Source organism: Hymenobacter sp. BT18 (genome assembly GCF_012273015.1).
GTDB classification, from domain to species: Bacteria; Bacteroidota; Bacteroidia; order Cytophagales; family Hymenobacteraceae; genus Hymenobacter; species Hymenobacter lutimineralis.
In genome coordinates this window covers 3534614-3560399 of the sequence record NZ_CP050954.1, presented here as the reverse complement: position 1 = coordinate 3560399, position 25786 = coordinate 3534614, and the positions used below count along the sequence as shown (strand labels likewise).

The 25786-nt window shown below is 61.3% G+C and carries 23 protein-coding genes; 16 read left to right on the top strand and 7 right to left on the bottom strand.

The window, feature by feature from the left end:
* Positions 1-20 precede the first annotated feature (20 nt).
* The 9 genes from HER32_RS15310 to HER32_RS15270 all read left to right on the top strand — a co-directional run bounded on the left by HER32_RS15310 (position 21) and on the right by HER32_RS15270 (position 7378).
* Positions 21-401: a hypothetical protein gene (locus tag HER32_RS15310; RefSeq protein ID WP_149070144.1), complete on the top strand. Its 381-nt coding sequence runs from the start codon at positions 21-23 to the stop codon at positions 399-401.
* 230 nt (positions 402-631) lie between these two features.
* Positions 632-1030 carry a hypothetical protein gene (locus HER32_RS15305; protein WP_168682488.1) on the top strand — a complete coding sequence of 133 codons (399 nt, stop codon included), beginning with the start codon at positions 632-634 and terminating at the stop codon, positions 1028-1030.
* 115 nt (positions 1031-1145) lie between these two features.
* Positions 1146-1526 carry a hypothetical protein gene (locus HER32_RS15300; RefSeq protein WP_149070146.1) on the top strand — a complete coding sequence of 127 codons (381 nt, stop codon included), beginning with the start codon at positions 1146-1148 and terminating at the stop codon, positions 1524-1526.
* Positions 1527-1537: 11 nt separating this feature from the next.
* A complete protein-coding gene (locus HER32_RS15295; protein ID WP_168682487.1) occupies positions 1538-1678 on the top strand; it encodes a hypothetical protein in 141 nt (46 codons plus the stop codon).
* Between the two features lie 662 nt (positions 1679-2340).
* On the top strand, positions 2341-2478 hold the full coding sequence (locus tag HER32_RS15290) for a hypothetical protein (protein ID WP_168682486.1): 138 nt from the start codon (positions 2341-2343) through the stop codon (positions 2476-2478).
* 347 nt (positions 2479-2825) lie between these two features.
* The gene (locus tag HER32_RS15285) at positions 2826-4637 is read left to right on the top strand and encodes an ABC transporter ATP-binding protein (RefSeq protein ID WP_168682485.1); all 1812 of its coding nucleotides are present in this window, start codon (positions 2826-2828) and stop codon (positions 4635-4637) included.
* Positions 4638-5083: 446 nt separating this feature from the next.
* A complete protein-coding gene (locus HER32_RS15280; protein ID WP_168682484.1) occupies positions 5084-5191 on the top strand; it encodes a barstar family protein in 108 nt (35 codons plus the stop codon).
* A gap of 6 nt (positions 5192-5197) precedes the next feature.
* Entirely contained in the window at positions 5198-5347 is a 150-nt protein-coding gene (locus HER32_RS15275; protein WP_168682483.1) for a hypothetical protein, read from the top strand.
* Between the two features lie 909 nt (positions 5348-6256).
* Positions 6257-7378, top strand: coding sequence for an acyltransferase family protein (locus HER32_RS15270; RefSeq protein ID WP_168682482.1), 1122 nt, complete (start codon positions 6257-6259; stop codon positions 7376-7378).
* 106 nt (positions 7379-7484) lie between these two features.
* Here the strand turns inward: HER32_RS15270 and HER32_RS15265 are convergent, their stop codons facing one another.
* The 3 genes from HER32_RS15265 to HER32_RS15255 form a co-directional block, all read right to left on the bottom strand.
* Positions 7485-9626 (bottom strand): carboxy terminal-processing peptidase, encoded by a 2142-nt coding sequence (locus tag HER32_RS15265; RefSeq protein ID WP_168682481.1) that lies wholly within the window; start codon positions 9624-9626, stop codon positions 7485-7487.
* A gap of 341 nt (positions 9627-9967) precedes the next feature.
* Positions 9968-10888 (bottom strand): cysteine synthase A, encoded by a 921-nt coding sequence (gene cysK / locus HER32_RS15260; RefSeq protein ID WP_168682480.1) that lies wholly within the window; start codon positions 10886-10888, stop codon positions 9968-9970.
* A gap of 109 nt (positions 10889-10997) precedes the next feature.
* Positions 10998-11840: a serine O-acetyltransferase gene (locus HER32_RS15255; protein ID WP_232066272.1), complete on the bottom strand. Its 843-nt coding sequence runs from the start codon at positions 11838-11840 to the stop codon at positions 10998-11000.
* A gap of 173 nt (positions 11841-12013) precedes the next feature.
* Between HER32_RS15255 and HER32_RS15250 the strand changes: the two genes are divergently transcribed.
* The gene (locus HER32_RS15250; RefSeq protein WP_168682479.1) at positions 12014-12355 is read left to right on the top strand and encodes a cupin domain-containing protein; all 342 of its coding nucleotides are present in this window, start codon (positions 12014-12016) and stop codon (positions 12353-12355) included.
* An 89-nt stretch (positions 12356-12444) separates the two neighbouring features.
* Here the strand turns inward: HER32_RS15250 and HER32_RS15245 are convergent, their stop codons facing one another.
* Positions 12445-13272, bottom strand: a complete 828-nt coding sequence (locus HER32_RS15245) for a phosphatase PAP2 family protein (RefSeq protein ID WP_168682478.1) — start codon at positions 13270-13272, stop codon at positions 12445-12447.
* Positions 13272-15239, bottom strand: coding sequence for a peptidylprolyl isomerase (locus HER32_RS15240; RefSeq protein WP_168682477.1), 1968 nt, complete (start codon positions 15237-15239; stop codon positions 13272-13274). Before HER32_RS15240 ends, HER32_RS15245 begins: the two co-directional genes overlap by 1 nt.
* A gap of 154 nt (positions 15240-15393) precedes the next feature.
* Between HER32_RS15240 and HER32_RS15235 the strand changes: the two genes are divergently transcribed.
* Positions 15394-16311 (top strand): hypothetical protein, encoded by a 918-nt coding sequence (locus HER32_RS15235; RefSeq protein ID WP_149070154.1) that lies wholly within the window; start codon positions 15394-15396, stop codon positions 16309-16311.
* 25 nt (positions 16312-16336) lie between these two features.
* On the opposite strand, the gene HER32_RS15230 is transcribed toward HER32_RS15235, so the two are convergent.
* Positions 16337-16921: a DUF4136 domain-containing protein gene (locus tag HER32_RS15230; RefSeq protein WP_168682476.1), complete on the bottom strand. Its 585-nt coding sequence runs from the start codon at positions 16919-16921 to the stop codon at positions 16337-16339.
* A gap of 228 nt (positions 16922-17149) precedes the next feature.
* Between HER32_RS15230 and HER32_RS15225 the strand changes: the two genes are divergently transcribed.
* The 5 genes from HER32_RS15225 (at position 17150) to HER32_RS15205 (ending at position 23688) form a co-directional block, all read left to right on the top strand.
* Positions 17150-18598 (top strand): FAD binding domain-containing protein, encoded by a 1449-nt coding sequence (locus HER32_RS15225; protein ID WP_168682475.1) that lies wholly within the window; start codon positions 17150-17152, stop codon positions 18596-18598.
* 58 nt (positions 18599-18656) lie between these two features.
* Positions 18657-20987, top strand: coding sequence for a xanthine dehydrogenase molybdopterin binding subunit (locus HER32_RS15220; protein WP_168682474.1), 2331 nt, complete (start codon positions 18657-18659; stop codon positions 20985-20987).
* A complete protein-coding gene (locus HER32_RS15215) occupies positions 20936-21433 on the top strand; it encodes a hypothetical protein (RefSeq protein WP_149070158.1) in 498 nt (165 codons plus the stop codon). Before HER32_RS15220 ends, HER32_RS15215 begins: the two co-directional genes overlap by 52 nt.
* A 134-nt stretch (positions 21434-21567) precedes the next feature.
* Positions 21568-22566, top strand: a complete 999-nt coding sequence (locus HER32_RS15210) for an XdhC family protein (protein WP_168682473.1) — start codon at positions 21568-21570, stop codon at positions 22564-22566.
* A gap of 342 nt (positions 22567-22908) precedes the next feature.
* A complete protein-coding gene (locus HER32_RS15205) occupies positions 22909-23688 on the top strand; it encodes an MBL fold metallo-hydrolase (RefSeq protein ID WP_149070160.1) in 780 nt (259 codons plus the stop codon).
* Positions 23689-23865: 177 nt separating this feature from the next.
* On the opposite strand, the gene HER32_RS15200 is transcribed toward HER32_RS15205, so the two are convergent.
* Positions 23866-25743, bottom strand: a complete 1878-nt coding sequence (locus tag HER32_RS15200; protein ID WP_168682472.1) for an ABC transporter ATP-binding protein — start codon at positions 25741-25743, stop codon at positions 23866-23868.
* Positions 25744-25786: the final 43 nt, after the last annotated feature.

Below are 25786 nucleotides of genomic sequence, written 5' to 3'. Positions count from 1 at the left end.
CCCTTTTTCCCAACAGTATCATGGCTTACTCTACCTCCTCCCCCGCTGGCCAGTGTGTTCAAAACATCATCAACTCGCTGCCAAGCCTTATGGCCGTAGCCGTGGTTGATGCCAACTCCGGCATGGCCCTGGCTTCGCACTCCAACTCCCCCAGCCTGAACCCCGAAACCGCCGCAGCCTACAACACCGAAGTTGTGAAGCAGAAGCAGAAGGCAATGTCCGCCCTTAAGCTCGGCAACGAAAAGATTGACGATATCCTGATTTCGCTCTCCAACCAGATTCACTTGATTAACCTGTCCGACGACGGAAAAAAGTTCATCTACCTGGTGGTCAATTCCCGCGACACCAACCTGGCTATTGCCCGCGATGTGTGCCGCCAAGAGTCGGGCTTGCTGAACTAAGACCAGCCCGGTCTTGCCCAGGCACTGTGCCGGCCTCCGGCAGTGACCGGGGCGCTTGCCTCACCCTTGGGCCCTGCTGCTGCCACACCAGGCGTGTGGACTATGAATGCTCACTGAGCAGGCAACGGGCAGCTGCCCGTTGCCTCTCCTTTTCCCCAGCCGACAACAGCATGACGGGCGCCAGTTCTGACAGTTCGCTACCCCCCAAACGACCCCACGCGGCGCACCGTTTGGTCCCGCTCCCGCTCGCGTCAGCCGCGACCAGCCAGCCGGAAAAAGTTATCCAGCTTATCAAAGCGGAACTGCCCGGGTTGCGGGTAGTAGCCGCCATCGATGTGGCTAGCGGGAAGTGTTTGGCCAGCTACTGCCGGCCCAGGGCGCCGGCCGCCGAATGGGTAGCCGAGCACCATGCCACGACCGTGCGGCAGCAGCAGCTGGCCCTGCAGGCCTGGCCCGGCCGGCCCGAACAGCTTACCGATATGCTGATCCCCATGCGGCGACACCTGCACCTGTTGCGCGTAGCCCGCAAAGGCGAGTGGTTTGTGTATCTGGCCGTGAAGGCCGATGAATTGTCCCTGGCCCTGGCCCGCGAAGTGCTGCGCATGGCCATGAAGCGCGCAGGCTGCTAGCCTAGCAGGCGGCTGGCCCGGTAAAATGGCTAGCAGGCAAGGCATTGCCGACATCATCCTTTTCAGCTTTCCCCTTTTCTACTGTTTTACATCCTTTTTTATTTTCCTGTCACGCATGGCATACTCTAACAATTCCCCCGCCGGTCGGACCGTAGAAGGTATTATCGGCGACCTGCCTGGCCTGGTAGCCGTGGCCGTGGTTGATGCCAATTCCGGCATGAGCCTGGCTTCACACTCCAACTCGCCGGCACTCAACCCCGATACGGCCGCTGCCTACAACACGGAGGTAGTGAAACAGAAGCAGAAAGCAATGTCTGCGCTCAAGCTTGGCAGCGAGAAAATCGAGGATATTCTGATTTCGCTCACGAACCAGACGCACCTGATTAAGCTGGCCGACAACGGCTCGAAGTTTATTTACCTGGTCGTAAACTCCCGCGATACGAACCTGGCCATTGCCCGGGAAGTTCTACGCTCTCACGTCTATAACCTGAACTAACGGCCGCTGCCGTGCTGCAGCGTTTGTATGAGCTTGCTGCCCCGGTTACGCACCGCCTGGTGCTGACTGGGGCGGCTGATGTTGGGCAACAGGCCGCCTGCCGGGCGCTGCACTACCAGCTGACCGAGGCTCCCGACCTGCTACTGGCCTGACTTGCGAGGTAATGTGTGCTGCCCTCAGCTTGCTGGCCCCGGCGCCTTAGCAGCCAACTGCCGCGCCATGCATCGGGTTACTAACTCCACGGTACCACCGGCCTTCGTCGTCAACTGCCGAGACTGTTCACCGCACGTCACCAGGGTTAGCGACGGTGGTTCCAGGAAGCGCCAGGAATATGCTTGCGCTGCGCATAGACCGTAACTGGCCCGGGCAAAGGGGAAAACCAAGTTCATCCTCCGCTACCTACTAAGCCAGCCCTACCGGCGGAAAGTGGAATACAAAGTTGCCAACCCGAATCGTGAGCAGTAAGCATAGAAGGAATAAATTAATAGGAATAATTTGTCCGAATCAGCGTCTGTCTCTTTTCACGAGCAAGCCGAAAGAAGAACGGATGGGCGCATCGAGATGTAAGCAAGGGAATGATTCAATCATGAGCACTTTGCAGGATATGTAATTGCAGGGCCAACAAGGGTACCCCCAAAGTCACGAAAAGCTTTTCTGCATAGGCCCATCTTGACGCCGCATCGTTTGTCCCGAAGACCTGCGCCAGCACCTCATAAAGAATGATTGGCCGGGGGCGTAACTAGTTCGTGGAAGAAGAATGCGCCACTATGTGCCGGATAAGGGTATCTTTGAGCAGACCTTAACTTTCTTTTATATGTCGACCAAGACCATCAAAGCCGAAAGCACCCCGGCCACTGCTGAGCATACTGAAACCGCCCGTGAGGCTCTGCACCGCCGCGTAAAGCAGGCCCAGGAGCGTCGCCGCCGGAAGCTTAAGCACGTGAATCCCTAGTTCCCGCCGAACTTCAACGCAAGAAAGCCCTTCCTACCCACGTAGGAGGGGCTTTCTTTTAGAAGGGCTTCCTACGTGGGTAGAACGGATAGCAGACTGCTTTCTGCTTTATTCAGGTGAGCCGCGGCGGCCTGGGCGCCCATGCAAGCGTTAGCAATTCCATGGTGCCTGCTCCGGTCGGGCCACCAATCACCCACCCCCTTCGAAACCCGATTTCAAACAACGTCCGAAAAGTAGCTAGCATAGTCAGCCCCTCTCATTGAGTGGACTTGTGAAAAAGCTGCAAGCCTAAACCCCGCCCCTGCCCCGCTCGTCTAACCGGCTACCACCACACTAGCCGCTGCTGCATGAGTCTCTGGGAAATTATCAAGCGTCTGTACCCGTACGTGCTGCCGTACCGGGCCCTGGTGCTGGCTACGCTGCTGCTCACGCTGGTGGGCTCGTTGGCGGCGCAGGTGAATCCGTTTGTACTGCGCTACACCGTGGATACCGTGCAGGGCCTGCTCAACCAGAACAAGGGCCTCACCCAGGGTGCCGATTTGCTGCTCATTGTAACTGCGCTGCTGCTGGGCAAGGAAATCATCAACACCGGCATTCAGTTTGGGCAGAAGTTCTACGGGGAGAAAATCCGCATCAACGTGTCCAGCACCCTGGTGCGAGACGCGGTGCACAAGGTGCTCAGCTACGAGCTGGGCTTCTACTCCGACAGCGGCAACCAGACCGGTAAGCTCCAGACCCGCATCGACCGAGGTGTGGAAAGCCTGATGAAGCTGGTACAGAACTTCTTTATCGACATTCTGCCGCTGTTCGCCAACTCCATCGTGGCCCTGGTGATTATGTTCATGGCCAACGTGTATGTGGGGTTGGTGGCCGTGGCGGTGCTGCCGGTGTATTTCTGGCTGAGCTACCGCCAGGCCGACAAGCTCAATGGCACCCGCCGCGCCCTGCGTGGCCTGCGCGAAGCCCGCAGCCAGGGCCTCGTGAACCTCATCGACTCGGCCGTAGTCATCAAGAGCTTCGTGCGCGAAGACTACGAGGAACAGAAGCAGGCCCAGGTGCAGCAGAACCTGCAGGAAGCCCAGCTCCAGACCCGCAAAACCAACTTCCTCTACGACGGCCTCAAGACGTTTACCGAGCAGATTGGGGTGGTGCTGATCATCATCCTCACGGCCTACCTAGTGCTCGACCGGCAGATCAGCATTGGGGCCATCATGTTCCACATTCTGCTGTTCAACAACGTGTCGGCGCCCATCCGGCAGCTGCACCGCATTTACGACGAGATGAACGACGCCCTCACCTACTCCGAGGGTTTCTTCGACATTCTCGACGCCCACGACGCGGTAGAACCCACCGGCCAGCTGCTGCCCGACCACCTGCAGGGCACTTTCGACATCTGCCATGTGGACTTCACCTACCCCAGCGGCACCCAGGCCCTGCACGATGTGTGCCTGACCATTGAGGCCGGCAAAACTACCGCGCTGGTGGGCCTGAGCGGGGCCGGCAAGAGCACCATCATCAACCTACTCTGCAAGTTCTACGCCCCCGACCGCGGCAAGATGCTGCTCGACGGCCATCCCCTGGCCGACTACCATACCCACGCCCTGCGCCGGCAAATTGGGCTGGTGCTCCAGAAAAACCACATTTTCAAGGGCACCATTGAGGAAAACATCCGCTACGGGGTAATGGACGCGACACTCGACCAGATCAAAGCGGCCGCCCGCCAGGCTTACCTGCACGAGCAGATTATGGAGCTGCCGAAAGGCTACCAGAGCGACGCCCAGCAGCTTTCGGGCGGGCAGCAGCAGCGCATTGCTATTGCCCGGCTGTTCCTGAAAAACCCGCCCATCATCTTCCTCGACGAGCCCACCGCCTCCCTCGACGCCATTGCCACCGAGCAAATCAAGAACTCCCTGGAGGCCATCAAGAAGGGCCGCACGGTGGTCATCATCTCCCACTCCCTGGCCCAGATTGTGGATGCCGACTGCATCTACGTGATGAAGCAGGGCCGCATGGTGGAAAGCGGCACCCACGAGCAGCTCTACGACCTACGCGGCACCTACCGCGAAATCTTCGACGCCTCTGCCCGCAGCCTCAACATCGAGAAACTGGCCCGGGTGATGGTAGATGACGGGGATGAGGTGGAGGATACAGCGGGGTGAGGCGTGGCTAACATATCGTCTGCTTACCTTTGAATCTCACATAGTTTTTAACTACGAATGGGATTTAAGATTACGCCACTAGAAACTCGTGACGGCCAGTGGCGCATCAACTGGATACCACTAGTTATATGGGTTTGTATTTTCAACCTGAGTGTTATGGCTTGGCTTGGCCACATGGTAAGAATGGCTCAGCATCCAGTGTTAGTAACAGGCAAACAAGTACCTGTCTATTCAATGGCTACTGATACCGCACGCGACTCTCACGTCGTTGGGACAGTCACAGCAGGTACCACTGTGAACTTGGACAGTATACACGCAGATGGCTGGTGCCGGGTGTCACTCCCGGAGGCTGGCTTCCCGCTGCTAAACGGCTACGTACAGCAACACTTCCTATCCATTCCTGAAGCAACGCAGAAGGCATTGGCTCCCCGGCAACAAGCGAAATAATGCCCCTCGACCTCACCGGTATTGCCAGCAAAGCGGCGCTGCACCAGCTGTTCAAGGAGCAGTTGGGCTTTGAAGAGTGGTACGGCCCGGGGTGGGACGCTTTCTAGGATCCGGTGGTGGACATCGTGGAAATGCCGCCCGTACTCACGCTGACCAACTGGGAGGAATTTGCCCGTTACTGCCCCCGCGACATGGAGATTCTGCGGCAAGTGATACAGGACTACGCCGAGGAAATGGCCCCGAAGCGTATTGTACTGGGTTAAATGCCACCCCGTCCTCACTCGACATAGCCGAGTGACGGCGAAAGCGTCGAGTGGGGCAGAAAGTAGTTACACACTGTCGCAAGTGCCCCGCTTATTGTCGGAGTAGCCCCGCATAGAGGGAGGGTTTTCGTGGCATTTTTGTAGCAGTCCAGCAGGCCAGACGGCCCCGGTTTGTACACTGTCAAAACCCCGCTGCCACCTTACCGCCGCTGCCGGGTACTCGGCGGCGGTTACAGGTCCGGGCGCCGCTCTCGAGTACGCAGCGCGCCTTGGTTGTACTGGCGGTAGTGCCCGCCAAGGCCTCGGGAATCCGGCCAGGCACTCCGGTTGGGTTCCCTGAGTACGCAGAGCGCCTGTCAGGCCCTTGGGGTATGCTCGCCGAGTACTCGGCGGTGGCGTGGGGCACACTTGGCGTGCTTGCCGAGTACTCGGCGAGCAGGTAGGGAGCCGGCTCCCCAGCGCTGGTCGGCACGTGCGTTGCCAGTGGTTGCGCCAACTTCTTGTGGATGCCCCTTACCCTGAGCGGCCTTCGTATTAAGGCAACCTGCCCTACCGACTGCCAGCAGAAGCCTGCCTAGCTTTATTTCCGGGCTTCCACCAGGAAAGCCCACGGGCCTATTTGCCGTGGGCTTTTGCCTATCGTTCCCCCTGGTTAATTACAGCGTAGGCGCGCTGCCCAAGCCAGGTGCACAGGTAAGCGGGCACAAGTGCTACCGTAGCATGGCTGGTGGAGCGCACCACTCAGCAAAATGATTGGCTGCTATAGCTAAGCTTTTTCTATTTTTAGAACCCTATTTAGCCCGGAGCCTTTTTGCATACGCCCGCTAAGTAGTGCTCTTGCTGATTCTTCTCCCGGCTTCTGGACCAGCTGTCAGCGCTGGCCCATCAACGCCTCCTACCAATCCTGGAATGAATACAACCCAAGTCCAGCGGATTAACATACTACGCGGCCTGGCTATTCTGCTGGTTTTCTGCTACCACGCCATCTACAGCGTTTTCGGCACCTTCGAAATCTATGACTACAAACCGTACATGGTGGTCTACAATTTCAGCCAATATCCCTTAAAACGCATCCTACTCACCCTCACACCGCTATCGACGGGTCAAGGCACCACCCTATTTCTGGTACTGTCTGGTTTTTTGCTGCACCGGGGGTATCTGAAAAGCGGCAGTGCGTTCAGCTGGCCAGCTTTTTTCAATAAGCGCTTCTGGCGTATTTATCCACCGTATCTGGTGGCCCTACTGTTTTTCAGCTTAGCGGTGGGCAGCGGGGGCGCGTTCAGCTTTCTGACGCATCTTACCCTCACCCACAACTTATTTCCGTCCACTATTATCTCCATCAACCCTTCGTTCTGGTCGCTGGCCCTGGAGGCCCAACTCTACCTGCTCTACCCGGCTTTTCTGTGGATGCGTAGCCAATGGGGGCTTAAGCGTACGCTATGGCGGCTTGGGACCGTCACGCTGGTGGGCGTGCCGGCGGTGATACTTTCTGGCAAGCACCTGCTGATTAACCTGCCATTCAATACGTGGGTGGTGTGGGGCCTGGGGGCCTACCTGGCCGAACAGCTTCATTACGGGCGGCGGCTGTTTACGGGCCGGCCGGTTTACCTGTTGCTCGCGGCCGTACTGCTGCTCCTGCTGAAGATGACGCCGCTTTCCCCTTTGTACGGGCGGGTCATTTTCGGCCTGTTTTACATTTGCACCATCGACTGGTACCTGCACCGGCCGGAGCGCCCTGACTCGCGCGTGGGGGCGCTGGCGGCCAAAACAATGGCGCTGGTGGGGGTATACAGCTATAGTATCTACCTGTTCCACCACCCCTTCATGCGGGAGTTGATTTTGTTTTTCAGCTACGACGACACCAGCAAGCTCAGCTTGGCCCTGGGGGTAACGACTACGTTCCTGCTGTTTTTCGGCGTGGCCTGGGTCAGCTACCACGTGCTGGAGCAACCTTCCATCCGGCTAGGGCGGTGGTTTTATCAGCGCTATTTCGCTAAAGCGCCCCGCGCGTTGGCCACTGCTGCGGCCTAGGGCGCGGCCTTCTCACCCTAGAGAAGACCGCCTCGACCCTACAAAAAAAGCCGGCCTGTGCATGGTGCACAGGCCGGCTTTTTACGTGGCGGGGCTACCGGTCCGGCTACAGCTCGTCCTGAAGCACGGCTACGGCTTCCTGCAGGGTGAGGTCTTTGCGCAGGGGCTTCAGGAAGCGGGCCGTGCGGCTGCTGAGCGTACTATCGGCGGAGGTGGCAGCTGCCACGGCACTTACTTCGAGCGTAGGCGCCTGCTGCTGCAGCTGCTTGAGCTTTTCGTTGGTAGCCTGACCCGCCTGCAGCTCGGTCCGGTACGCAGCCAGGTTCAACGAAACCTGGGTAGTTTTTTGTCGCTGGGCCATGGTTTGCACCGCCTCGGTGAGCAGCTTGAACGATGGATTGGCGGCTACGCGCTGCTGGCTGGCTGCTGCCAATTTGGCTACGGGCGGTACCGAGGACCAGGGCTGGTAGGCAGCTGGCGCAATTTCGTCCCAGGGCAGCGGGAAGTCCGTATCCTGTTCTCCATCGGCCAGGGCGCTGTAGGCGTCGGGCACCATAATATCGGGCGTGACGCCCTTAAACTGCGTGGAGGAGCCATTCACCCGGTAGTACTTCTGGATGGTGAGCTTGAGGGAGCCGAAGGGCTTGAGCTTGTTGAACTCGGCATTGAGCATGTTGTCGAGGTCGAAGATGCGCTGCACGGTGCCTTTGCCGTAGGTGGTATTGCCGAGGATAACGCCGCGCTTGTAGTCCTGGATGGCACCCGCCAGAATCTCGGAGGCCGAGGCGCTATACTTGTTCACCAGCACCACCAGGGGGCCGTCGTACTGCACCTTCGGGTCGGGGTCCTTGATGACTTCGGCCGCGCCCTGCCGGCTTTTCACCTGCACCATGGGGCCGTTGGCCATGAAAAGGCCGGCCATTTCCACGGCATCGGGCAGGGAGCCGCCGCCGTTGAAGCGCAAATCCAGCACCACGGCCTGGGCCCCGGCCTTCTTCAGCTTTTCCAGCTCCTGGCGCACGTCCTGGGCCGAGTTGCGCCCCCCGTTGTTGTTGAAATCGGCGTAGAAGCTGGGCAGCATGATGTAGCCGATTTTCTTCCCGCCCTGGTTGATGAGGGCCGACTGGGCGTAGGTTTCTTCCAGCACCACCACGTCGCGGATGATGGAAATAACCTTCACGCTGGCATCGGGCTTTTTCACGGTAAGGCGCACTTCCGTGCCTTTAGGGCCGCGCACCAGCTGTACTACCTTGTCCATGCGCAGGCCTTCCACCGCTACTGGCTCGGCGGCGCCCTGCCCCACGCGCTGGATAATGTCGCCCACCTTCAGCTCGCCCTGGCGGTAGGACGCCGAGCCAGGCACAATAGCCGCCACCACTATCTGGCCGTCTTTCTCGCTGAGCTGGGCCCCGGTGCCTTCCAGCCGGCCAGTCAGAGCCAGGTCGAAGTTGGTTTTGTCTTTGGGCGCAAAATACTCCGAGTGCGGGTCGAAGGTGTTGGCAATGGAGTTGGTAAACTCGTTGAGCCGGTCGTTTTCATCGGTCTGGCGCAAGTCGCTAAACCACTCGTCGTAGTACTTAAGCACCTGCTTGCGCGCATCGGCCTCCAGCTGAGCCGGCGTGCGCACGGCAGCCGACAAAGTCGCGCCGGAAGGCTTGGCTTTCGTGGAAGCCAACGACTTGGTTTGCTGCCGACTTTGCTCGTCCATCAGCTCCGAGAGGCGCAGCATGGTTTGGTACTTGAGCAGACGGCGCCAACGCTCCCGCCGGGCCGCTGCATCGGCTGGATAGGGTACTTTATCGGGGTCCGTTTCGAAGGTTTCCTGGGCCGTGAACTCGAAGGGTTGCTGCAGCAACTCCCGGTAGATGCTCTGGGCCTCCAGTACCCGCTGGTTGATGAGCTGGGTACTCAGATCCAGAAACTCGTGCTTGCCCTGCTTGATTTCGTCATCGATGCCCGTCTCGTACCGCTTGAGCTGAGCTATATCAGGCTGCAGCAAAAACCGCTTGCTGCCGTCGAGGTGTTCGAGGTAGAGCTTGAATACGCGCTGGGAAAAAGCGTCGTTGAGCTGCTCAGGCTGCACGTGGGCCACGCTCAGGCCCTGCGTGACGATGCCCACCTGCACCTCCTTTTTCTGGGGCGGCACGTCGCCGGAGGTAGCCGGGGGCGCAAAGCTGCCGGGCAGTACTACTAAAAAGCCCGGCAACAGGGCCGAGAAGAAGCCTAACGAAGAACGAAACGACGCCATAGTATGCGCAGGGGAGTAAGTAAGTACAGATCCAGAAGATGCCCGGGGCTACTGCCAGATGGCTGCCATGCAGCACAACCGGGCCAAGCTTTAAGGTACTAGTAAGACGCGGAGCAGAAGCACAAGTTGCACAGCTACTCGGTGGCAGGTTACCGGAACTGCAAACAGTGCGCCACGCTTGGGCCGTGCCCCGGATTATGGTTGCCCGGGTTGACGGATGCTACGTCCGGCCGTAGCTTGGGCGGGAATGCACCTTATAAAACCGTGCCCCCGAATTTGCTCTACGAAAGCCGTACAGCAAATTCGGGGGCACGCAATTAGTGGCAGCCGAGGTGCTTCAGCTACACGAACAGGCCATCCACGGAAAGGTACCGCTCGCCCGTATCGTAGCAGAAGGTGAGCACGCGGCCGCCCTGGGGCACCTCGTCGAGCTTTTTGGCTACGGCCGCCAGCGAGGCCCCGGACGATACTCCTACGAACAGTCCTTCTTCCCGGGCGGCCCGGCGGGCCATGTCAAACGCTTCCTGCTGGCTCACCTGGATAGTCCCGTCGAGCAAGTCGCGGTGCAGGTTCTCAGGGATAAAGCCGGCCCCAATGCCCTGAATGGGGTGCGGGCCCGGGGCGCCGCCGCTGATTACGGGCGAGAGTTCGGGCTCCACGGCAAACACTTTCAGGTTAGGAAATTTCGGCTTCAGCACCTCAGCCACACCCGTCAGGTGCCCGCCCGTGCCCACGCCGGTGATGTAGAAGTCGAAGCCCTCGGGAGCATCGCGCAAAATCTCCTCAGACGTTTCCTTGATGTGCACCTGGATGTTGGCCGGGTTTTCAAACTGCATGGGCAGCCAGCCCCCGGGCGTTTCGCGCACCAGCTCGTGGGCCCGCTCAATGGCGCCCTTCATGCCTTTCTCGCGGGGCGTAAGCTCCAGATTGGCCCCGTAGGCGGCCATCAGGCGGCGCCGCTCGATGCTCATGCTCTCGGGCATGACGAGCGTGATTTTATAGCCTTTCACGGCCGCTACCATGGCCAGGCCCACGCCCGTATTGCCGGAGGTGGGCTCTACAATCAGCGAATCCGGGGTGAGCAACCCGTCTTTCTCGGCCTGCTCAATCATGCTCAGGGCAATACGGTCCTTGATGCTGCCCCCGGGGTTGGCCCGCTCCAGCTTCAGCCAGACTTCCACATCCGGGCGCTGGGAAAATAACCGGTTCAGGCGTAGTAACGGCGTGTTGCCAATAGTGTCGAGAATGGAATTAGCTTTCATGAAACTGAGGAGTTGGAAACGTAAGAGTTGAAGGAGGAAGCAGTAAGCTACGAACTGGCCGAGAAGATACCGCAGTGAAGGACCTTATACCAACGCGTAGCCAGACTGATCAGATAGAGAACGTCAGGTCGGCGTTGGGGTCTTCGCTGCGCGTCACGTGAATCTGGGCCCGGTGGTAGACGCGGGAGTGGGAAGGCACGCTTTCCGTGAGCCACACATTTCCGCCAATAATGCTGTGGCTGCCCACTACCGTGCTGCCGCCGAGGATGGTGGCCCCGGCGTAAATCACCACGTTGGCTTCGATGGTAGGGTGACGCTTGATGCCCTGCAGGTGCTTGGCTACGCTGAGGGCCCCCAGCGTGACACCCTGAAACACCTTCACGTGGGCCCCAATTACGGCTGTTTCCCCAATGACGATGCCCGTGCCGTGGTCGATGCAGAAAGAAGGCCCGATCAGAGCGCCGGGGTGAATATCGATGCCGGTCTGGGTATGAGCGTACTCACTGATGATGCGGGGCAGCTGCGGCACCTGCAGCTGGTAAAGCGTGTGGGCCAGGCGGTGCAAGGCAATGGCGTAGAAACCCGGGTAGGTGCGAATTACTTCTGTCACGCCGTGGGCCGCGGGGTCGGCGGCGGCAATGGCGGCGGCATCAAGCAGCAGCAACTCCCGCACCTGGGGCAGGGCGGCAAAAAACCGGGCTGCTACCTCGACAGGGCGCTCCGTCAGCGGCAGGGCCAGCAGCAGCACGCGCATATCGGCCTCCAATTGGAGTAGGGTGGCGGCCACGGCATCTTCGGTGGAGAAAGGCCGCTCAATCCGCTCTGGAAACAACAGCCCCAGCAGCTGCTCACTCAGCCGACACCAGGCTGCCCCCGGCAGCGGCATGGTGGCCTGTTGGTGAGCGTGCGTGAGCGTACGCACAAAAGCGGCAGTTGAGACAGAAGACGACACGAGCAGAACTTAGTTAGGCGAAAGGCCAAACATACGCAGGCAATTGACATCAACCTGCAGCCCGGCGGAAGGTTTGTGTGCGCCGGGAACCGAAGCTCCGCCCACAACCGAGGGCCGGTTGCCTGCGTTAAGCCGGGTAGTACTTATCTATTTGTTTCTCTTACCCTTTTCTCATGGCTGATACCACCATCACCAAAATCGATTCAGCGCACTCCCCGCACGGGGCAGAAGGCGAAAAATACCTGGCCTCGGGCGTGCACGTAGCTATGCGCCTGTGGGAGAATGAGCAACCCGCTGACGCCAAAGAGCCCAGCGCCCGACCCTACGAAACCGTTGGCTACGTTATTCAGGGCCGCGCCGAGCTGCACATCGAAGGCCAGATGGTGCTGCTGGAGCCCGGCAACTCCTGGGTGGTGCCCAAAGGCTCGTCGCACACCTACCGCATTCTGGAGGCCTTCACAGCCGTTGAAGCTACCTCCCCACCCGCCCAGGTGCACGGCCGCGACGAAGAGTAGCATCTACTTATATAGCAGCAGGTCCGCTTCTCCCAATGGTTCGGGGAAACGGACCTGCTTTTTTACTCGGCTGTGAGGTCGGCGCGCTTTTACCGTAGCTGCACTACCAGTCGCACGCCAGTAGCATCCTGCCACTGCCAGGGCGAAGCTGAAACGTGCCCCACACTTTTGCCCAGGTTGGGCTTGCGCCCCCACCGGTTGCGGTGGGTAAGGTAGCCCAGGTGTGCCGACAAAATGCCTAGCCCGGCTCCCGCCACCACGTCGCTCTGCCAGTGGCGGTTGTTGAGCATGCGCAGGGCGGCCACGCTGGTGGCAATAGTGTAGGCCCCTACCCCGTACCACTGGCTTTTATCCCGAAACTCGGTGTGCACGATGCTGGCCGCTAAGAAAGCCTGGGCCGTGTGGCCCGAAGGAAAAGACTGCCGGTTGGAGCCATCGGGGCGCCGGATGCCGGTAGTGTACTTGAGGGCCGTGACGGCCGCCGCAAAAATCAGCTCCGACTTTACCACCACCAGCGCCATGTTTAGCCGGTCGTTGCGCGACTCAACGCCGGCCAGGGTAGCAATGGCCAGCTCCGCGTAGGGCGCCAGAATCAGGTAGTCATCAACCTTGGTGTGGAAGTTGGGAAAGGCCTGCTGGATGTCGCGGCGCGCATCGTAGCTGCTGTACAGCCCGTTGCCGTTGATGGTCGACACCCCATAGCCAATGAGCACTGCCGGAATAGCCGTGGCCCGCACCAGCTTATGCTGATACCAGCGTGGGCGCGCTGCGGGCGGCGCCTGCGTCTCATACTTGTGTGCCGTGTCGGCAGGAGCGGCCGGGGGCGTAACCTGGCCCAGCACCGGCGAAACAGCGCCCTGAAATGTCAGCCACAAAAAGAGCAGCCAGGCGGGCTGTTGACGAAAAATAGTAGGCATTACTTAGGCGAAGAAAGTAATTCGATTCGATCAATCCGGTCACCGATTTCCAGTTGGCTGAGCACGTCCATTCCCTGCTCTACCTGCGCGAAAATGGTGTAGCGCCCGTCCAGGTGCGGGGTGGGCGCATGGGTGATAAACCACTGGCAGCTCTCCGTATCCTTGCCGGCCGAAGCCAGCCCCACGGCCCCTTCCACGTAGCGTAAATCAGCAAACTCCGAGCGCAAGTTGTAGTCGGAGCTGCCCCACCCGTCGCCCCGCGGGCAGCCGCCCTGGGCTACGAAGTTGGGGACCACGCGGTGGAAGTTCTTTTGCTCGTAGAATCCCTGCCGTACCAGCTCCACGAAGCTGGCTACCGAACCGGGCGCCTGCTCCACCAGCAGCGTGAGCGTAATAGGCCCGCGTCCGGTATGTACAATGGCTTTCTGCCCAACGGGAACGGCCTGCACCACCGCCCAATTGATGGGATGGGTGGCCGCGGCGGCCACGGGCTGCGGAGTAGCTGCTTTACCCTGCAGATAATCGATGGTGAGCTGCAAGCTCTGCCAGGCTTCCAAGTCGCGGGGCAGGGTTAGCTGGTTGCGGGCCTTCAGCAGAAAGTCAGCCGAGGGAAACCGGGGCCGCAACGCCAGCTGCGGGTCCCGGATGGCTTCGGCGGCAGTACCCATAATGGCTAGGTCGCCGCTGCCGACGCCCCGCTGCAGGGTGCGGGCAAAGGCCGCGTGCTGATTAGCCGGAAAGTCAGGCTTGTGCCGCAGGGCTACCAGGGCCTCCATGCCATAAGTACCAATTACGACTGGCTGACCGGGCGTGAACGTGGCTTCTTCCAGCCATTTGTACGCGGCCGGATCCTCGCTGAGGGCTTTGAGCAAGTAGCCTTTTTCGTAGGGGCTGGCTGCCGCCGCGTAGCGCTGCATAATGGCCTGGCGGATAGTGTCGCGGGCGGAGCCGCCCAGCTTGAGCGCCGCACCCAGGAGCGTAGCCCGCACGCGCCACTGGTTAAGCTTGCCAGCCTTAGCTAAAAACAGCTGCCCCGATTCTTTGCTGGCATGCGTCAGAAAGTATTCGGCGGCGGTAAGCGCTACCTGTCCGTTGGCATCGGTCAGCGCCTCCCAGGCGGCTTCCTTCACGGGCGCATACATGGCTGCATTCATCGCCCGGATGGCGCTCAGCCGCACGCGGTAGTCAGCATCGCGGCGGGCCAGGGAAGCCAAGGTAGCCGGCACCGTAGCGTCGGTTGATTTGCCGAGGGCCAGGGTAGCGGCCGCCCGCACGGCGTAGTCGGGGTCCGTTTGAGCGGCACGAATCAGCTGGGGAGTATAGGGCGTGAGGTTGAGGTTGCGGATGCGCGCCAGCGTACTGGCCGCCGCCAGCCGCGCCCGATAAGGTACGGGCAGGGGCAGCAGCTGCACCACCCGGCCCACGGCTGCCTCGGAGGTGATACCGCGCAGGGCCGCGCGGTACAAGCCCCAGGCCTGGCCTACCTGGGCGCTGGTATCGGCGGCCAGGGCGGCGGGCAGGCGAACCAGATTGGCCAGGGAGGCGCGGGTGGCGCAGCGGCCCATGGCTTCCAGCACGTAGCGCCGCACGGCCCGGTCGGGGTCCGTGGTCAATTGATTGAGCAGAGCCTGCTGCGTAGTGGCCGTGGTATCGGCGGTTTGGCCCAGGGCAAACGCGGCGGCGCGGCGCACGTCGGCCTCGGTATCAGCAGCCAGCAAACGTGCAAGGGCCGGCACGGCCGCCCGGTCCTGCACCGAGGCAAAAGCCAGGGCTGCCTCCCGCCGGTACTGCGCTTCGGGCCGCTGCAGGTAAGGCAGCAAGGCTGCGGTATTGCGCTCATCCTGGGCCGTGGCCAACTGGCGCAGCGTAGCGTCGGCAAACTTATTGGGGGGGCTGACCGGCGCTGGCAGGGCAGTGGCAACCCGGGGCCGGGTAGCACAGCCGGCGGCAGCCAGCAGCGTAGCCATAGCCAACGGCAACACAGCACGGGAAATTGAAAGACAATGCATATCGGGCCAAAATAGCCAAATTCCGGCGAGAGAAGGTTACGCTACGCTTACGGCCTGATTTTCGTAGTGGGCCGAAAATCCTGACTTTTGTCCCCGTACTCATTTTTACTTTATGCCAACACGCTCATTCCGTTCCCTTTTGCCGGCGGCCTTTTTACTGCTGGCCGCCGCCTGCACCGCCCCGCGTGCCGTCATCAACTCAGGTAAGGTCACGCCCCAGGGCCAGTTTAAAGTAGGCGGCGACATGGTGTTCAACATCGGCACGCGAACAATCAGCGAGTTGGGCGGGGCCGTGAAGGACGAAGTGGCTGCCGCCGCCGGTAAGGACACTGTCAACTACAGCCAGCGGTTCGTGCGCATACAAACGGCGGCCATTGCCTATATCCTTGACCCCATACAGCCCAGCTCCGACTTTTACATCCGCTACGGCGCCCTGCCCCGGGTGGATGTGGGCTATAAATACGCCTTCGGGGCGCATGCCTTCGATGCCATGTACCAGTTTCTGGGCTCGACCGGTACGCCGGAAAATCCGCAGGGACAGTCTGGTGAAACCTCCGGCAGCATTGGGCTGCAGTTTGCCACCCAGCGCGCCAAGCTGCCCAACGTGCCGTTTCTCGATGACGTGGCGTCTCTGCTAAACTTTGGCGCTACCCGCCGCGACCTGATGGTGCCGCTCATCTTTAGCACGTCGTTGGGCCGGGAGGAGGAAATCGGCGCTATTTCCTATGGAGCCGTCTACAACCATACGTTTATTGCTTATGGCTTCAACCCCACCAAAGTGTTTTTACCGGGCACCAACACCAAAATCGGGGAGCTGAAGGCGAAAAACAACTTCGCCTCCTTTGGCCTGTTCGTCAATGGCAAATTCGGCTACCGCTACGCCTACATTCTGCCCGCCCTGGCCGTGTACTACCAGAACTACGGCACGTACCAGCTGCTCAACCAGGCCAGCACCACCAAGCTCAAGGGCGTGACCATTATTCCGTCCCTGGGCGTGCAGTTCCGCATTCCCACCGGCCGCGGCCGGTAGCCCTGGGCGGAGCGGGGCCCCTGCCCTAGCGGTTGGATTCGAGGTAGCCTTCGGTGAACACCCGGTATTGGTCGAAGATGGAGCGGACGCTGCGCCGCACCACCGCTTCGCCCTGGGCGCCTTTGGGCACGGTCACCCCCGAGGCATAGCCGTTCCAGACGGCGCGGTTGGTGCGGTAGTCGATGAGGGTGACCAGCAGGGTGCCTTCCCGCAACAGCAGGCGCAGCGGTTGGTAGCCCTTGCGCGCATCTTTGGGGGTTTCGTCAGTTTCTTCCTTCCCCGAGGCCAGCCAGGCCGTCAGTTCCTCCTGAGCAAAGCCCCGAAAGCGCATGTCCCCTTCGTAGAGGCGGAAGCTTACCAGCAGATCCGGGCGGTTTTTGGCGGGCTTGTAGCCCTGGGAGCGGAGGCGGGCCCGAATGGCGTCGCGCAGCACCTCGCCCAGGGCGCTGCTGTCGGTAGCCAGCTCGTTGCCGGTCACGAAGTCGTAGGTGCGGTAGCGCCGGAAATTACCACTATAGCTATAGTCCGATTCAATTCGGGCCTCGCGGGCGGCAAAGCACCCACTCAGGCTCAAAGCCAGGGTAAACAACGTAATCGTTGCAGGTTTCATAGGCAGACGGTCAGGCGAGAAATGAAGGCGTTTAAATTACTAGATATACGAAAGCTTACCCACTGATTTTAAGGCGGTCCAGCGAAAAATATCAACAAAATTTTGGCCTAAAGACGGAAGCCCGGACAGCGCGCACCCGCAGTTTTCAGCGGGTATTTCCCCCATGCTTTCAGCTCCTACCCGGAAATTCCTATCTTCCCTGTCCGTTCCCGGCCTTTTTGCCTTGCTATGCTGCCCTTTTACCTCAACGACCAACTCATCCGTACCGACCAGCCCGCTGGCAGTACCCTCCTTGATTTCGTGCGCTACCACCAGCACCTGAAAGGCACCAAAATCGGGTGCCGCGAGGGCGACTGCGGGGCCTGCACCGTGCTGGTAGGCGAGCTGGCCCCGGATGGCACATCGGTGCAGTATCAATCCATGACGTCCTGCCTCACGCCCCTGGGCAACGCCCAGGGCAAGCACGTAGTCACGGTAGAGGGCATCAACGCGGCGCGGGGTACGCTCACGCCGGTGCAGCAGGCTATTGTGCAGGAAGGCGGCTCGCAGTGCGGTTTCTGCACGGTGGGCTTCGTGATGTCACTCACTGGCCACGCCCTTAGTGCCAAGCCTACTACTCCGGAAACCGCCCTGGCCTCCATCGACGGCAACATCTGCCGGTGCACAGGCTACAAAAGCCTGGAGCGGGCTACCCAGCACCTGCAGCAGCAGTTGCAGCAGCGCCCGGCTTCTTCTCCCCTAGCCTGGCTGGCCGAGGAAGGCTTTGTGCCGCAGTACTTTGCTGATATGCCCGCCAAGCTCACGGCCCTGCGCAGCGCGGCCACGGGCGGAGCTGAAGTGTCCGAAGCACTACGGCCCGGCCCGGGCCTGGATGCCGCCGCGGCTGCCCGGGCCCAGATCCTGGGCGGCGGCACCGATTTGCTGGTGCAGCGCCCCGAGCAGGTGCGCGCCGTGCCCGTGGAGCTCGTGTACGACCAGCACAGCCTGCGCGGCATCCGGCGCGAGGGTGACACTATTGTACTGGGCGCCGCCACTACCGCGCAGCAGCTGATGGAGTCGGAGGTGATGCTGGCGGTGCTGCCCGAGCTGCCCCGGTTTCTGAAGCTGGTGAGCAGTACGCCCATCCGGCAGATGGGTACCGTGGCCGGCAACTTCATCAACGCCTCCCCCATCGGCGACCTGACCATTCTGTTTCTGGCGTTAGGCGCGGAAGTTGAGCTGGAAAATTCCGCCGGTCAGCGCCGCGCGCTGCCGCTTGCGGAGTTGTACCTCGATTACAAGAAGCTGGCAAAAACCGTCGATGAGCAGGTAACCGAAATTCGCTTTCCGGCTCCGCAGCCAGTCGACCTGTTCAACTTCGAGAAAGTATCCAAGCGCACCCATCTGGATATTGCCAGCGTGAACTCGGCCGCGTGGCTGCGCATCGAGAAAGGTATGATTCAGGCTGCCCGCCTTTCGGCCGGGGGCGTGGGGCCGATTCCGCTGCTGCTGCGCCGCACCTCGGCCTGGCTAGTGGGCCAGCCGGTTTCCGCCGAAACGGTGGAGCACGCCCTCACCCTCGCCCAGCAGGAAATCAGCCCGATTTCAGATGTGCGCGGCACTGAGCACTACAAGCGGCTTTTGCTGCACCAGTTGCTGACGGCGCATTTCCTACCGCTGCTCCCGGAGCTGGTATAACAGCCCTTTTGATTTTGTCATTTCTATTGAAGCGCCATCCAACTGTCGGCGTTACGCTATGAACCACCTCGATCCGGCCCGCCACGTGCGCGGCGAGTCTCAGTACCTCGATGATATTCCGGTGCAGCACGGCACCCTGTACGCGGCTGTGGTGGAGTCGCCGGTGGCGCACGGCAAGCTGCTGAGCATAGATGCTACGGCGGCCCTGCAGCTGCCGGGTGTGGTGCGCGTCCTCACGGCCGTGGACATTCCCGGTGAAAACCAGATTGGCGGCATCGTGCCCGACGAGCCCCTGCTGGCCGAAGGCCATGTCCATTTCCGCGGGCAGCCGGTGGCCCTGGTGCTGGCCGACTCGGAGCACGCGGCTCACGCGGCCCTGCGCCATGTGCGGGTAGAGGTCAGCCCGCTACCCATCATCGTGGATCCGCGGGAAGCTGCCGCCCAGGGTGAGCTGATTGTGCCGCCCCGCACCTTCCGCATCGGAGCGGCCGAGGAAGCCTGGGCCGGGTGCGCGCACGTGTTTGAGGGCGTAGCTGAATCGGGCGGGCAGGAGCATTTGTACATCGAAACCCAGGGCGCGTATGCCTTCCCAACGGAAATGGGTGGGGTGCGTGTTATTTCTTCCACCCAGGGCCCCACGGCCGTGCAGCGCCACACGGCGCGGGTGCTGGGCGTGGGCATGCACCAGGTGGAAGTGGACGTGACCCGCCTTGGTGGGGGCTTCGGGGGTAAGGAAGATCAGGCCACCACCTGGGGCGCCCTGGCCGCCCTGGGCGCCTTCGTGGTGCGGCGGCCGGTGAAGCTGGTACTCGACCGCATGGCCGATATGCGCATGACCGGCAAGCGCCACCCCTACTCCTCCGACTTCAAAATCGGGCTGGACGCCGACCTAAGGATTGTGGCATACGAGGTGACGTTCTACCAAAACGCCGGGGCCGCCGCCGACCTGTCGCCGGCCGTGCTGGAGCGGACGCTGTTTCACGCTACCAACGCCTACTTCATTCCGAACGTGACGGCCACGGCCTACAGCTGCCGCACCAATCTGCCGCCCAACACGGCTTTCCGGGGCTTCGGCGGACCGCAGGGTATGTTTGTGATAGAGTCGGCTATAGCCTGCGCGGCCGAAAAGCTGGGCGTGACGCCGGCCGACATTCAGCAGCGCAACCTGCTGCGCGAGGGCGACCTGTTCCCTTACCGCCAGCCCACCGAGGGCTGCCACGCCGAGCAGGCCTGGAACACGGCCGCCGAGCTGTACGACCTGTCCGCCCGGCGTCGGGAAGTGGCCGAGTTCAATGCCGCGCACAAGCTGCAGAAGAAAGGCTTGGCGGTGATGCCCATCTGCTTCGGCATTTCCTTTACCAAAACCGCCATGAACCAAGCCCGGGCTTTGGTGCACATCTACACCGACGGCTCGGTGGGCGTGAGCACGGGCGCAGTGGAAATGGGCCAGGGCGTGAACATTAAGATTGCCCAGGTGGCGGCCCAAACCCTGGGCATTTCGCTGAGCCGGGTGAAGGTGGAAAGCACCAACACCACCCGCGTAGCCAACACCTCCCCCAGCGCCGCCTCTGCCACTGCCGACCTCAACGGCAAAGCCACCCAACTGGCTTGTCTGGCTTTGCGCGAGCGGCTGCTGCGCCTCGCGGCCACCGAGCTGAAGATAAACTACGAGGGCCTGCAAATCGAGAACGAGCAGGTGCTGGCCGCCGGAAAACCCGCCGATACGACCTGGGAGAAGCTGGTATCGGCCGCGTACTGGCAGCGCATCAGCCTCAGCGAAAACGCCCACTACGCCACGCCCGACCTGCATTTCAACCCTGAAACCAACCAGGGCTACCCCTTCGCCTACCACGTGTACGGCACGGCCCTCACCACCGTGCGCGTCGATTGCCTGCGCGGCACTTACGAGGTGGAGGCGGTGCAGATTGCCCACGACTTCGGGCAGAGCATGAACCCGGCCGTGGACCGGGGTCAGATTGAGGGCGGCGCGGTGCAGGGCATCGGCTGGATGACCCTGGAGGAATTGGTGTTCAACGACGAAGGGCGCCTGCTCAGCAACTCCCTCAACTCCTACAAAATCCCCGACCTGTACTCGGTGCCCAAGGTGCTGGATGTGCACTTCCTTGATACGCCCGGCCACTCCCGGGCGGTGCTGCGCTCCAAGGCCGTGGGCGAGCCGCCGCTTATGTACGGCATCGGGACCTACTTTGCCCTGCGCGACGCCATTCGGGCGTTCAACCCCGCGGCGGATATATCTTTTTCGGCCCCTATGACGCCCGAGAAGGTTCTCGTAAATTTGCACCCCGATTTCAAATTTACGCCTGCCCCCACCCCCGCTTGGAACTCACCCGCCCCACTCAACTCCGTAACCACCTCCGAGGATTCCTGATTTACGCCGCCGGCGACACGGCCGCTGCCCTGCTCCTGCACCAGTTCTCCTGGCTTCGTCTGCTAGGCATGGCCCTCGTGGGTGGCATACTCTACTCCACCGAGGTGCCCGCCTATTTCCGCTGGCTCGACCGGCAGCAACCGGCTGCCGGAGCCACTACCCGCGTGAAGCGCTGGCAACGGGCCGCCCTGTCGCTGCTTTACTTCAACCCGCTCTGGATTGCCCGCCACTACGCGTTTCTGGGGTTGTTCGGGGGCGCGGCCGAGCCCATTTCCCTGGCTTTGCTCCCGGTAGCGGGCCGCTCATTTCTGCTGAACGCGCCGGTGTCGTTGGCAGCTAACTACTATATTCAAAACCGCGTCACGGCCCAGCGGCGCTTTATGGTCAGCGCCCTGTTCTCGGGCGTAATGGCCGTTTCCTACGCCCTGGCCGCTGTGTGGCTGTAGCCTACACCTTTGTGTTGTAGTTGCTGAGGTTATTCACTGACGAAACGATGCGTCTCGCCATCGTTCAGCTTCCCACAACCAGCCGCGGCACCTAACTTACCACTACTCATCTTCTCACCACTTAGCTCTGCCTGATGCCGCTTGACCTTCCCGACTACGGCCCCGGCACCCAGGCCCCCGTGCCGCGTGAAGCGGCTGTTTGGGAACACGCGGCTGAGGCGCTGAAGCAGCAGGAGCCGGTAGTACTGCTGTGCGTGCTGCACAGCCAGGGCAGCAGCCCGGGCCGGCAGGGGTTTAAGATGAGCGTGACGCGCACGGGCATGGCCGGCTCTATTGGGGGCGGGATGATGGAGCACAAGCTGGTAGAGCTAACCCGCGCCCATTTCCTGCAACCCAACGCCGCGCCCGAAATCCGCCGCCAGGTGCACCGCCGCGACGAGCCTGCAGACCGCTCCGGCATGATCTGCAGCGGCGAGCAAACTGTGCTGCTGCTACCCCTCCAAGCAACTCACCGGCCCGTCCTGGCCGAAATCCTGCGGCGCCTACGCACGGCCCAGCGCGGGCAGCTGCACCTTAGTTCTGCGGGCCTTTACCTCACGGATACCCCCGCCCCAACCGCCTTCCAGCCCGGGCCGCAGTGGCACTACACCGAGCCGCTGGGTTTCCGGCAGCATGTGACCATCGTGGGGGGCGGACACGTGAGTTTGGCCCTGGCCCGCATTCTGGCTACGCTGGACTTCGGCATCACAGTGCTGGAAGAGCGGGCCGAGCTGAACACGTTTGTGGGCAACCCCTACGCCCACCAGCGCCGCACGGTGCGCTACGAGGCCCTGGCCCCGGCAGTAACGGAGGGCCTGGACCAGTTCGTAGTGCTGATGACCTTCGGCTACCGCACCGATTATGTGGCCCTGAAGCAGCTGCTGCACCACCAGCTGGGCTACCTAGGCGTGCTGGGCAGCCAGGCCAAAATTGCCGATATGTGGGCGACGCTACGAACCGAAGGTGTTGCCGAAGCCACGCTAGCCCGCATCCACGCGCCCGTTGGGGTGCCCATCCACAGCCGCACGCCCGAAGAAATTGCCATCAGCATTGCGGCGGAGTTAGTTCTGGTGCGGAACGGGAACCCGGGATGAAGTAGGGCATAGACTGGTATAGACCAGATAACAAGTTTTCGTACAAAGTAGCAGCAGCAAAAAGGCCGTCATGCTGAGCGAAGCCGAAGCATCTCTACCGCTTCGTTGTGGTAGTAATCCAACAAAGCGGTAGAGATGCTTCGGCTTCGCTCAGCATGACGTTCTAAATTCAATTCGATGTGCTTACTTCTGCCCAGGTTTTTGCTAGGGCTGGTGCTAGCCTGAACTTGTAACCGGTGAACAGGTTATTGCTACGGTTTTTGGTTAGCGGCTATGCCTACAGGCCCGCTGCCCGCCAAATCCGGCATCAACTTTCACCCCCCCAATCCCCTAAAAAAACAGATGAAGTTTACCCTCCTGCTCACGGCCGCCCTGGCTGTTTTTGCCCTGCAGACGCAAGCTCAGACCACTGCCCCACCGCGCGTAGCCTCCGACCAGATTGCCACCAAGAAAGGCCCGCTCACCGTGCAGCCCATCACCCACGGCAGCGTGGTGCTGACCTGGAACGGCAAAACCATCTACGTGGACCCCTACGGCGGGGCCGAGGCCTACGCCGGGCTGGCAGCCCCTGATGTTATCCTGATTACCGACATCCACGGCGACCACCTGGACCCCAAGACGCTAGCGGGACTGTCTGTAGGCAAAGCCCTGATGGTAGTGCCCAAAGCCGTGGCCGATCAACTCCCGGCTGAGTACAAAACCCAGGCCCGCATCCTCGGCAACGGCCAGAAGCTCGACACCCTGGGCATGAGCGTTTCGGCCATTCCCATGTATAACCTGCCCGAAGCCGCCGACGCCATGCACACCAAAGGCCGGGGCAATGGCTACGTGCTGAACCTGGGCGGCAAAAACGTGTACCTCTCCGGCGACACGGAAGACATTCCCGAAATGCGCGCCCTCAAAGGCATCGACGTGGCGTTTGTGTGCATGAACCTGCCCTACACCATGAACGTGGACCAAGCCGCCCAGGGCGTGTTGGCCTTTAAGCCGGGCATTGTGTACCCCTACCACTACCGCGGCCAGAACGGCCTGAGCGACGTGGACGCCTTCAAGAAAACGGTAAACGCTGCCAACAAGAAAATTGACGTGCGCCTGCGCAACTGGTACCCGGCCGCTCAGTAACTCCCCAAAACTATACGAAACGTCCTGCCAGATTAGCATCTGGCAGGACGTTTTTGGTTTTAATTCAGCTACTCTCATTTAGAGTGTAGTTAGGAAGTGTCATGCTGAGCCTGTCGAAGCATGACCATTTAGGAATTTTCAGACACAGCCCTAAACGAAAGCTTGCCAGCTGCCTATTTACCGATACCCCGCTGCCTGCAGCTGAAACAGCTCGGCGTAGCGGCCACCGCGGGCCAGCAGCTCCTCGTGGGAGCCGATTTCCACGAACTGCCCGTTTTCGATGACCAGGATGCGGTCAGCCATGCGCACGGTGCTGAAGCGGTGGCTGATGAGCACGGCGGTTTTACCCTGGGTCAGATCCTTGAAGCGCTGGAACACCTCGTACTCGGCGCGGGCGTCGAGGGCGGCGGTGGGCTCGTCGAGGATCAGGAGCTGGGCGTCGCGCATGTAGGCTCGGCCGAGGGCTATTTTCTGCCACTCGCCCCCGCTTAGGTCCACGCCCTTGGCAAAGCGCCGGCCGATGATCTGGTTGTAGCCCTCGGGCAGCTTGCGCACCACCGAATCGGCGAGGCTCTGGGCAGCGGCCTGCTCGATGCGGGGCTGGTTATCTTTCTGCTCGATGCGGCCCACGGCCAGGTTCTGGCCGGCCGACAGCTGGAAGCGCACGAAATCCTGGAAAATCACCCCGATTTCCTGGCGTAGCTCGGCCGGGTCGTAGTCGCGCAGGTCGTGGCCGTCGAGCAGGATGCGACCCTCGGTGGGGTCGTAGAGGCGCGACAGAAGCTTGACGAGGGTGGTTTTACCGGCGCCGTTTTCGCCCACCAGAGCCAGCTTTTCCCCGGCCTGCAGGGTAAAGGACAGGTTGCGCACGGCCCACTTCTCCGCGTTGCGGTACTTGAAGCCTACATTGTCGAAGGTAAAGCCCTGCTGAATGGGCCGGGGAAACGGGCGCACGGGGCGCGAATCGTCGCGGCGGATGCGGGGCTGCAGGTGGAAAAAGTCAAAGAAATCCTGCAGATACAATGCGCCCTCGGCCACCGTGCTGAACCGGCTCAGGATGCCTTCGAGCAAACCGCGCATGCGGGCAAACGAGCCGGCCAGAAACGTGAGCTGCCCGATGCTGATGCGCCCGCCTACGGCCTGGGTGATGATATACACATAGGCAGCGTAGTAGCCGGCCGCGCCAACTGCCGCGAAGAAAGCACCCCAACCGGCCCGCCGAATCACGAGGCGCTTGTTTTTCTGGTAAAACTCGTCGGATAGCAGCCGAAACCGGTCAATCAGAAACCCTGAAAGTCCGAAAATCTTGACTTCCTTAGCCGTTTCGTCGGAGGCGCCGGTTTGGCGCAGATAGTCCAGCTCGCGCCGCTCGGGCGTCCAGCCGTGTACCAGGGAGTAGCTACGCTCATTAAAGTGCGACTCACCCAGGAAGGCGGGGATAACGGCCACTAGCAGCAGCAACAGCAGCCAGGGGTTGAAGGCGGCCAGCCCCACAGCCAGAAACAGCATGGTAATGACGTCCTGGGCCTGCGAAAGAACCTGGGCCATGAGCACCGTGCGCGAGAGAGTCTGGCGGCGGGCCCGCTCCAGCTTGTCGTAGAAGGTGCTGTCCTCAAACTGGTCGAGGTCCAGCTCGGCGGCATGCTCCATCAGCCGCACCGAGGAGCGGTTGGCGAACAGGTCGCCCAGCAAGGAGTCGAGCAGGGCCACTGCCCGGCCCAGACCGTCAGACAGAATGGCCAGCCCAAACTCCAGAGTCAGCAAGCCCAGCACCGGCGTGAGGGTGCGCTCGGCAGCGGGCAGGCGGCTGAGCTGCACCACCGCGTCGAGCAGCAGCTGGCCGACGTAGAGCATGGCCAGCGGCAGCGCGGCCCGCACCAGCCGCAGGCTGGCATTGCCCAGGGTAAGGCCTGGGCTGGTTTCCCAGATCAGGCGCAGAAAAGCCGGCAGGTTGCGCAGGGCCGACACCCGCTCCCGCACCGAGAGGGCGGGTTTGCCGTCGGGGCGGGGCTTTTTGGCGGAAATGGTGGTCAGGAAATCAGAAAACCAGGACATAGGAAGCTTCTACGGCACACTTCGGGCCGGAAGCTGAAAGAAG

Bases quoted from the DNA above. Each gene is read 5' to 3' on its own strand.
- HER32_RS15310 (WP_149070144.1), top strand. From the start codon at position 21: ATGGCTTACTCTACCTCCTCCCCCGCTGGCCAGTGTGTTCAAAACATC.
- HER32_RS15300 (WP_149070146.1), top strand. From the start codon at position 1,146: ATGGCATACTCTAACAATTCCCCCGCCGGTCGGACCGTAGAAGGTATT.
- HER32_RS15290 (WP_168682486.1), top strand. From the start codon at position 2,341: ATGTCGACCAAGACCATCAAAGCCGAAAGCACCCCGGCCACTGCTGAG.
- HER32_RS15285 (WP_168682485.1), top strand. From the start codon at position 2,826: ATGAGTCTCTGGGAAATTATCAAGCGTCTGTACCCGTACGTGCTGCCG.
- HER32_RS15280 (WP_168682484.1), top strand. From the start codon at position 5,084: ATGCCCCTCGACCTCACCGGTATTGCCAGCAAAGCGGCGCTGCACCAG.
- HER32_RS15270 (WP_168682482.1), top strand. From the start codon at position 6,257: ATGAATACAACCCAAGTCCAGCGGATTAACATACTACGCGGCCTGGCT.
- HER32_RS15265 (WP_168682481.1), bottom strand. From the start codon at position 9,626: ATGGCGTCGTTTCGTTCTTCGTTAGGCTTCTTCTCGGCCCTGTTGCCG.
- cysK (WP_168682480.1), bottom strand. From the start codon at position 10,888: ATGAAAGCTAATTCCATTCTCGACACTATTGGCAACACGCCGTTACTA.
- HER32_RS15250 (WP_168682479.1), top strand. From the start codon at position 12,014: ATGGCTGATACCACCATCACCAAAATCGATTCAGCGCACTCCCCGCAC.
- HER32_RS15245 (WP_168682478.1), bottom strand. From the start codon at position 13,272: ATGCCTACTATTTTTCGTCAACAGCCCGCCTGGCTGCTCTTTTTGTGG.
- HER32_RS15240 (WP_168682477.1), bottom strand. From the start codon at position 15,239: ATGGCTACGCTGCTGGCTGCCGCCGGCTGTGCTACCCGGCCCCGGGTT.
- HER32_RS15235 (WP_149070154.1), top strand. From the start codon at position 15,394: ATGCCAACACGCTCATTCCGTTCCCTTTTGCCGGCGGCCTTTTTACTG.
- HER32_RS15230 (WP_168682476.1), bottom strand. From the start codon at position 16,921: ATGAAACCTGCAACGATTACGTTGTTTACCCTGGCTTTGAGCCTGAGT.
- HER32_RS15225 (WP_168682475.1), top strand. From the start codon at position 17,150: ATGCTGCCCTTTTACCTCAACGACCAACTCATCCGTACCGACCAGCCC.
- HER32_RS15220 (WP_168682474.1), top strand. From the start codon at position 18,657: ATGAACCACCTCGATCCGGCCCGCCACGTGCGCGGCGAGTCTCAGTAC.
- HER32_RS15210 (WP_168682473.1), top strand. From the start codon at position 21,568: ATGCCGCTTGACCTTCCCGACTACGGCCCCGGCACCCAGGCCCCCGTG.
- HER32_RS15205 (WP_149070160.1), top strand. From the start codon at position 22,909: ATGAAGTTTACCCTCCTGCTCACGGCCGCCCTGGCTGTTTTTGCCCTG.
- HER32_RS15200 (WP_168682472.1), bottom strand. From the start codon at position 25,743: ATGTCCTGGTTTTCTGATTTCCTGACCACCATTTCCGCCAAAAAGCCC.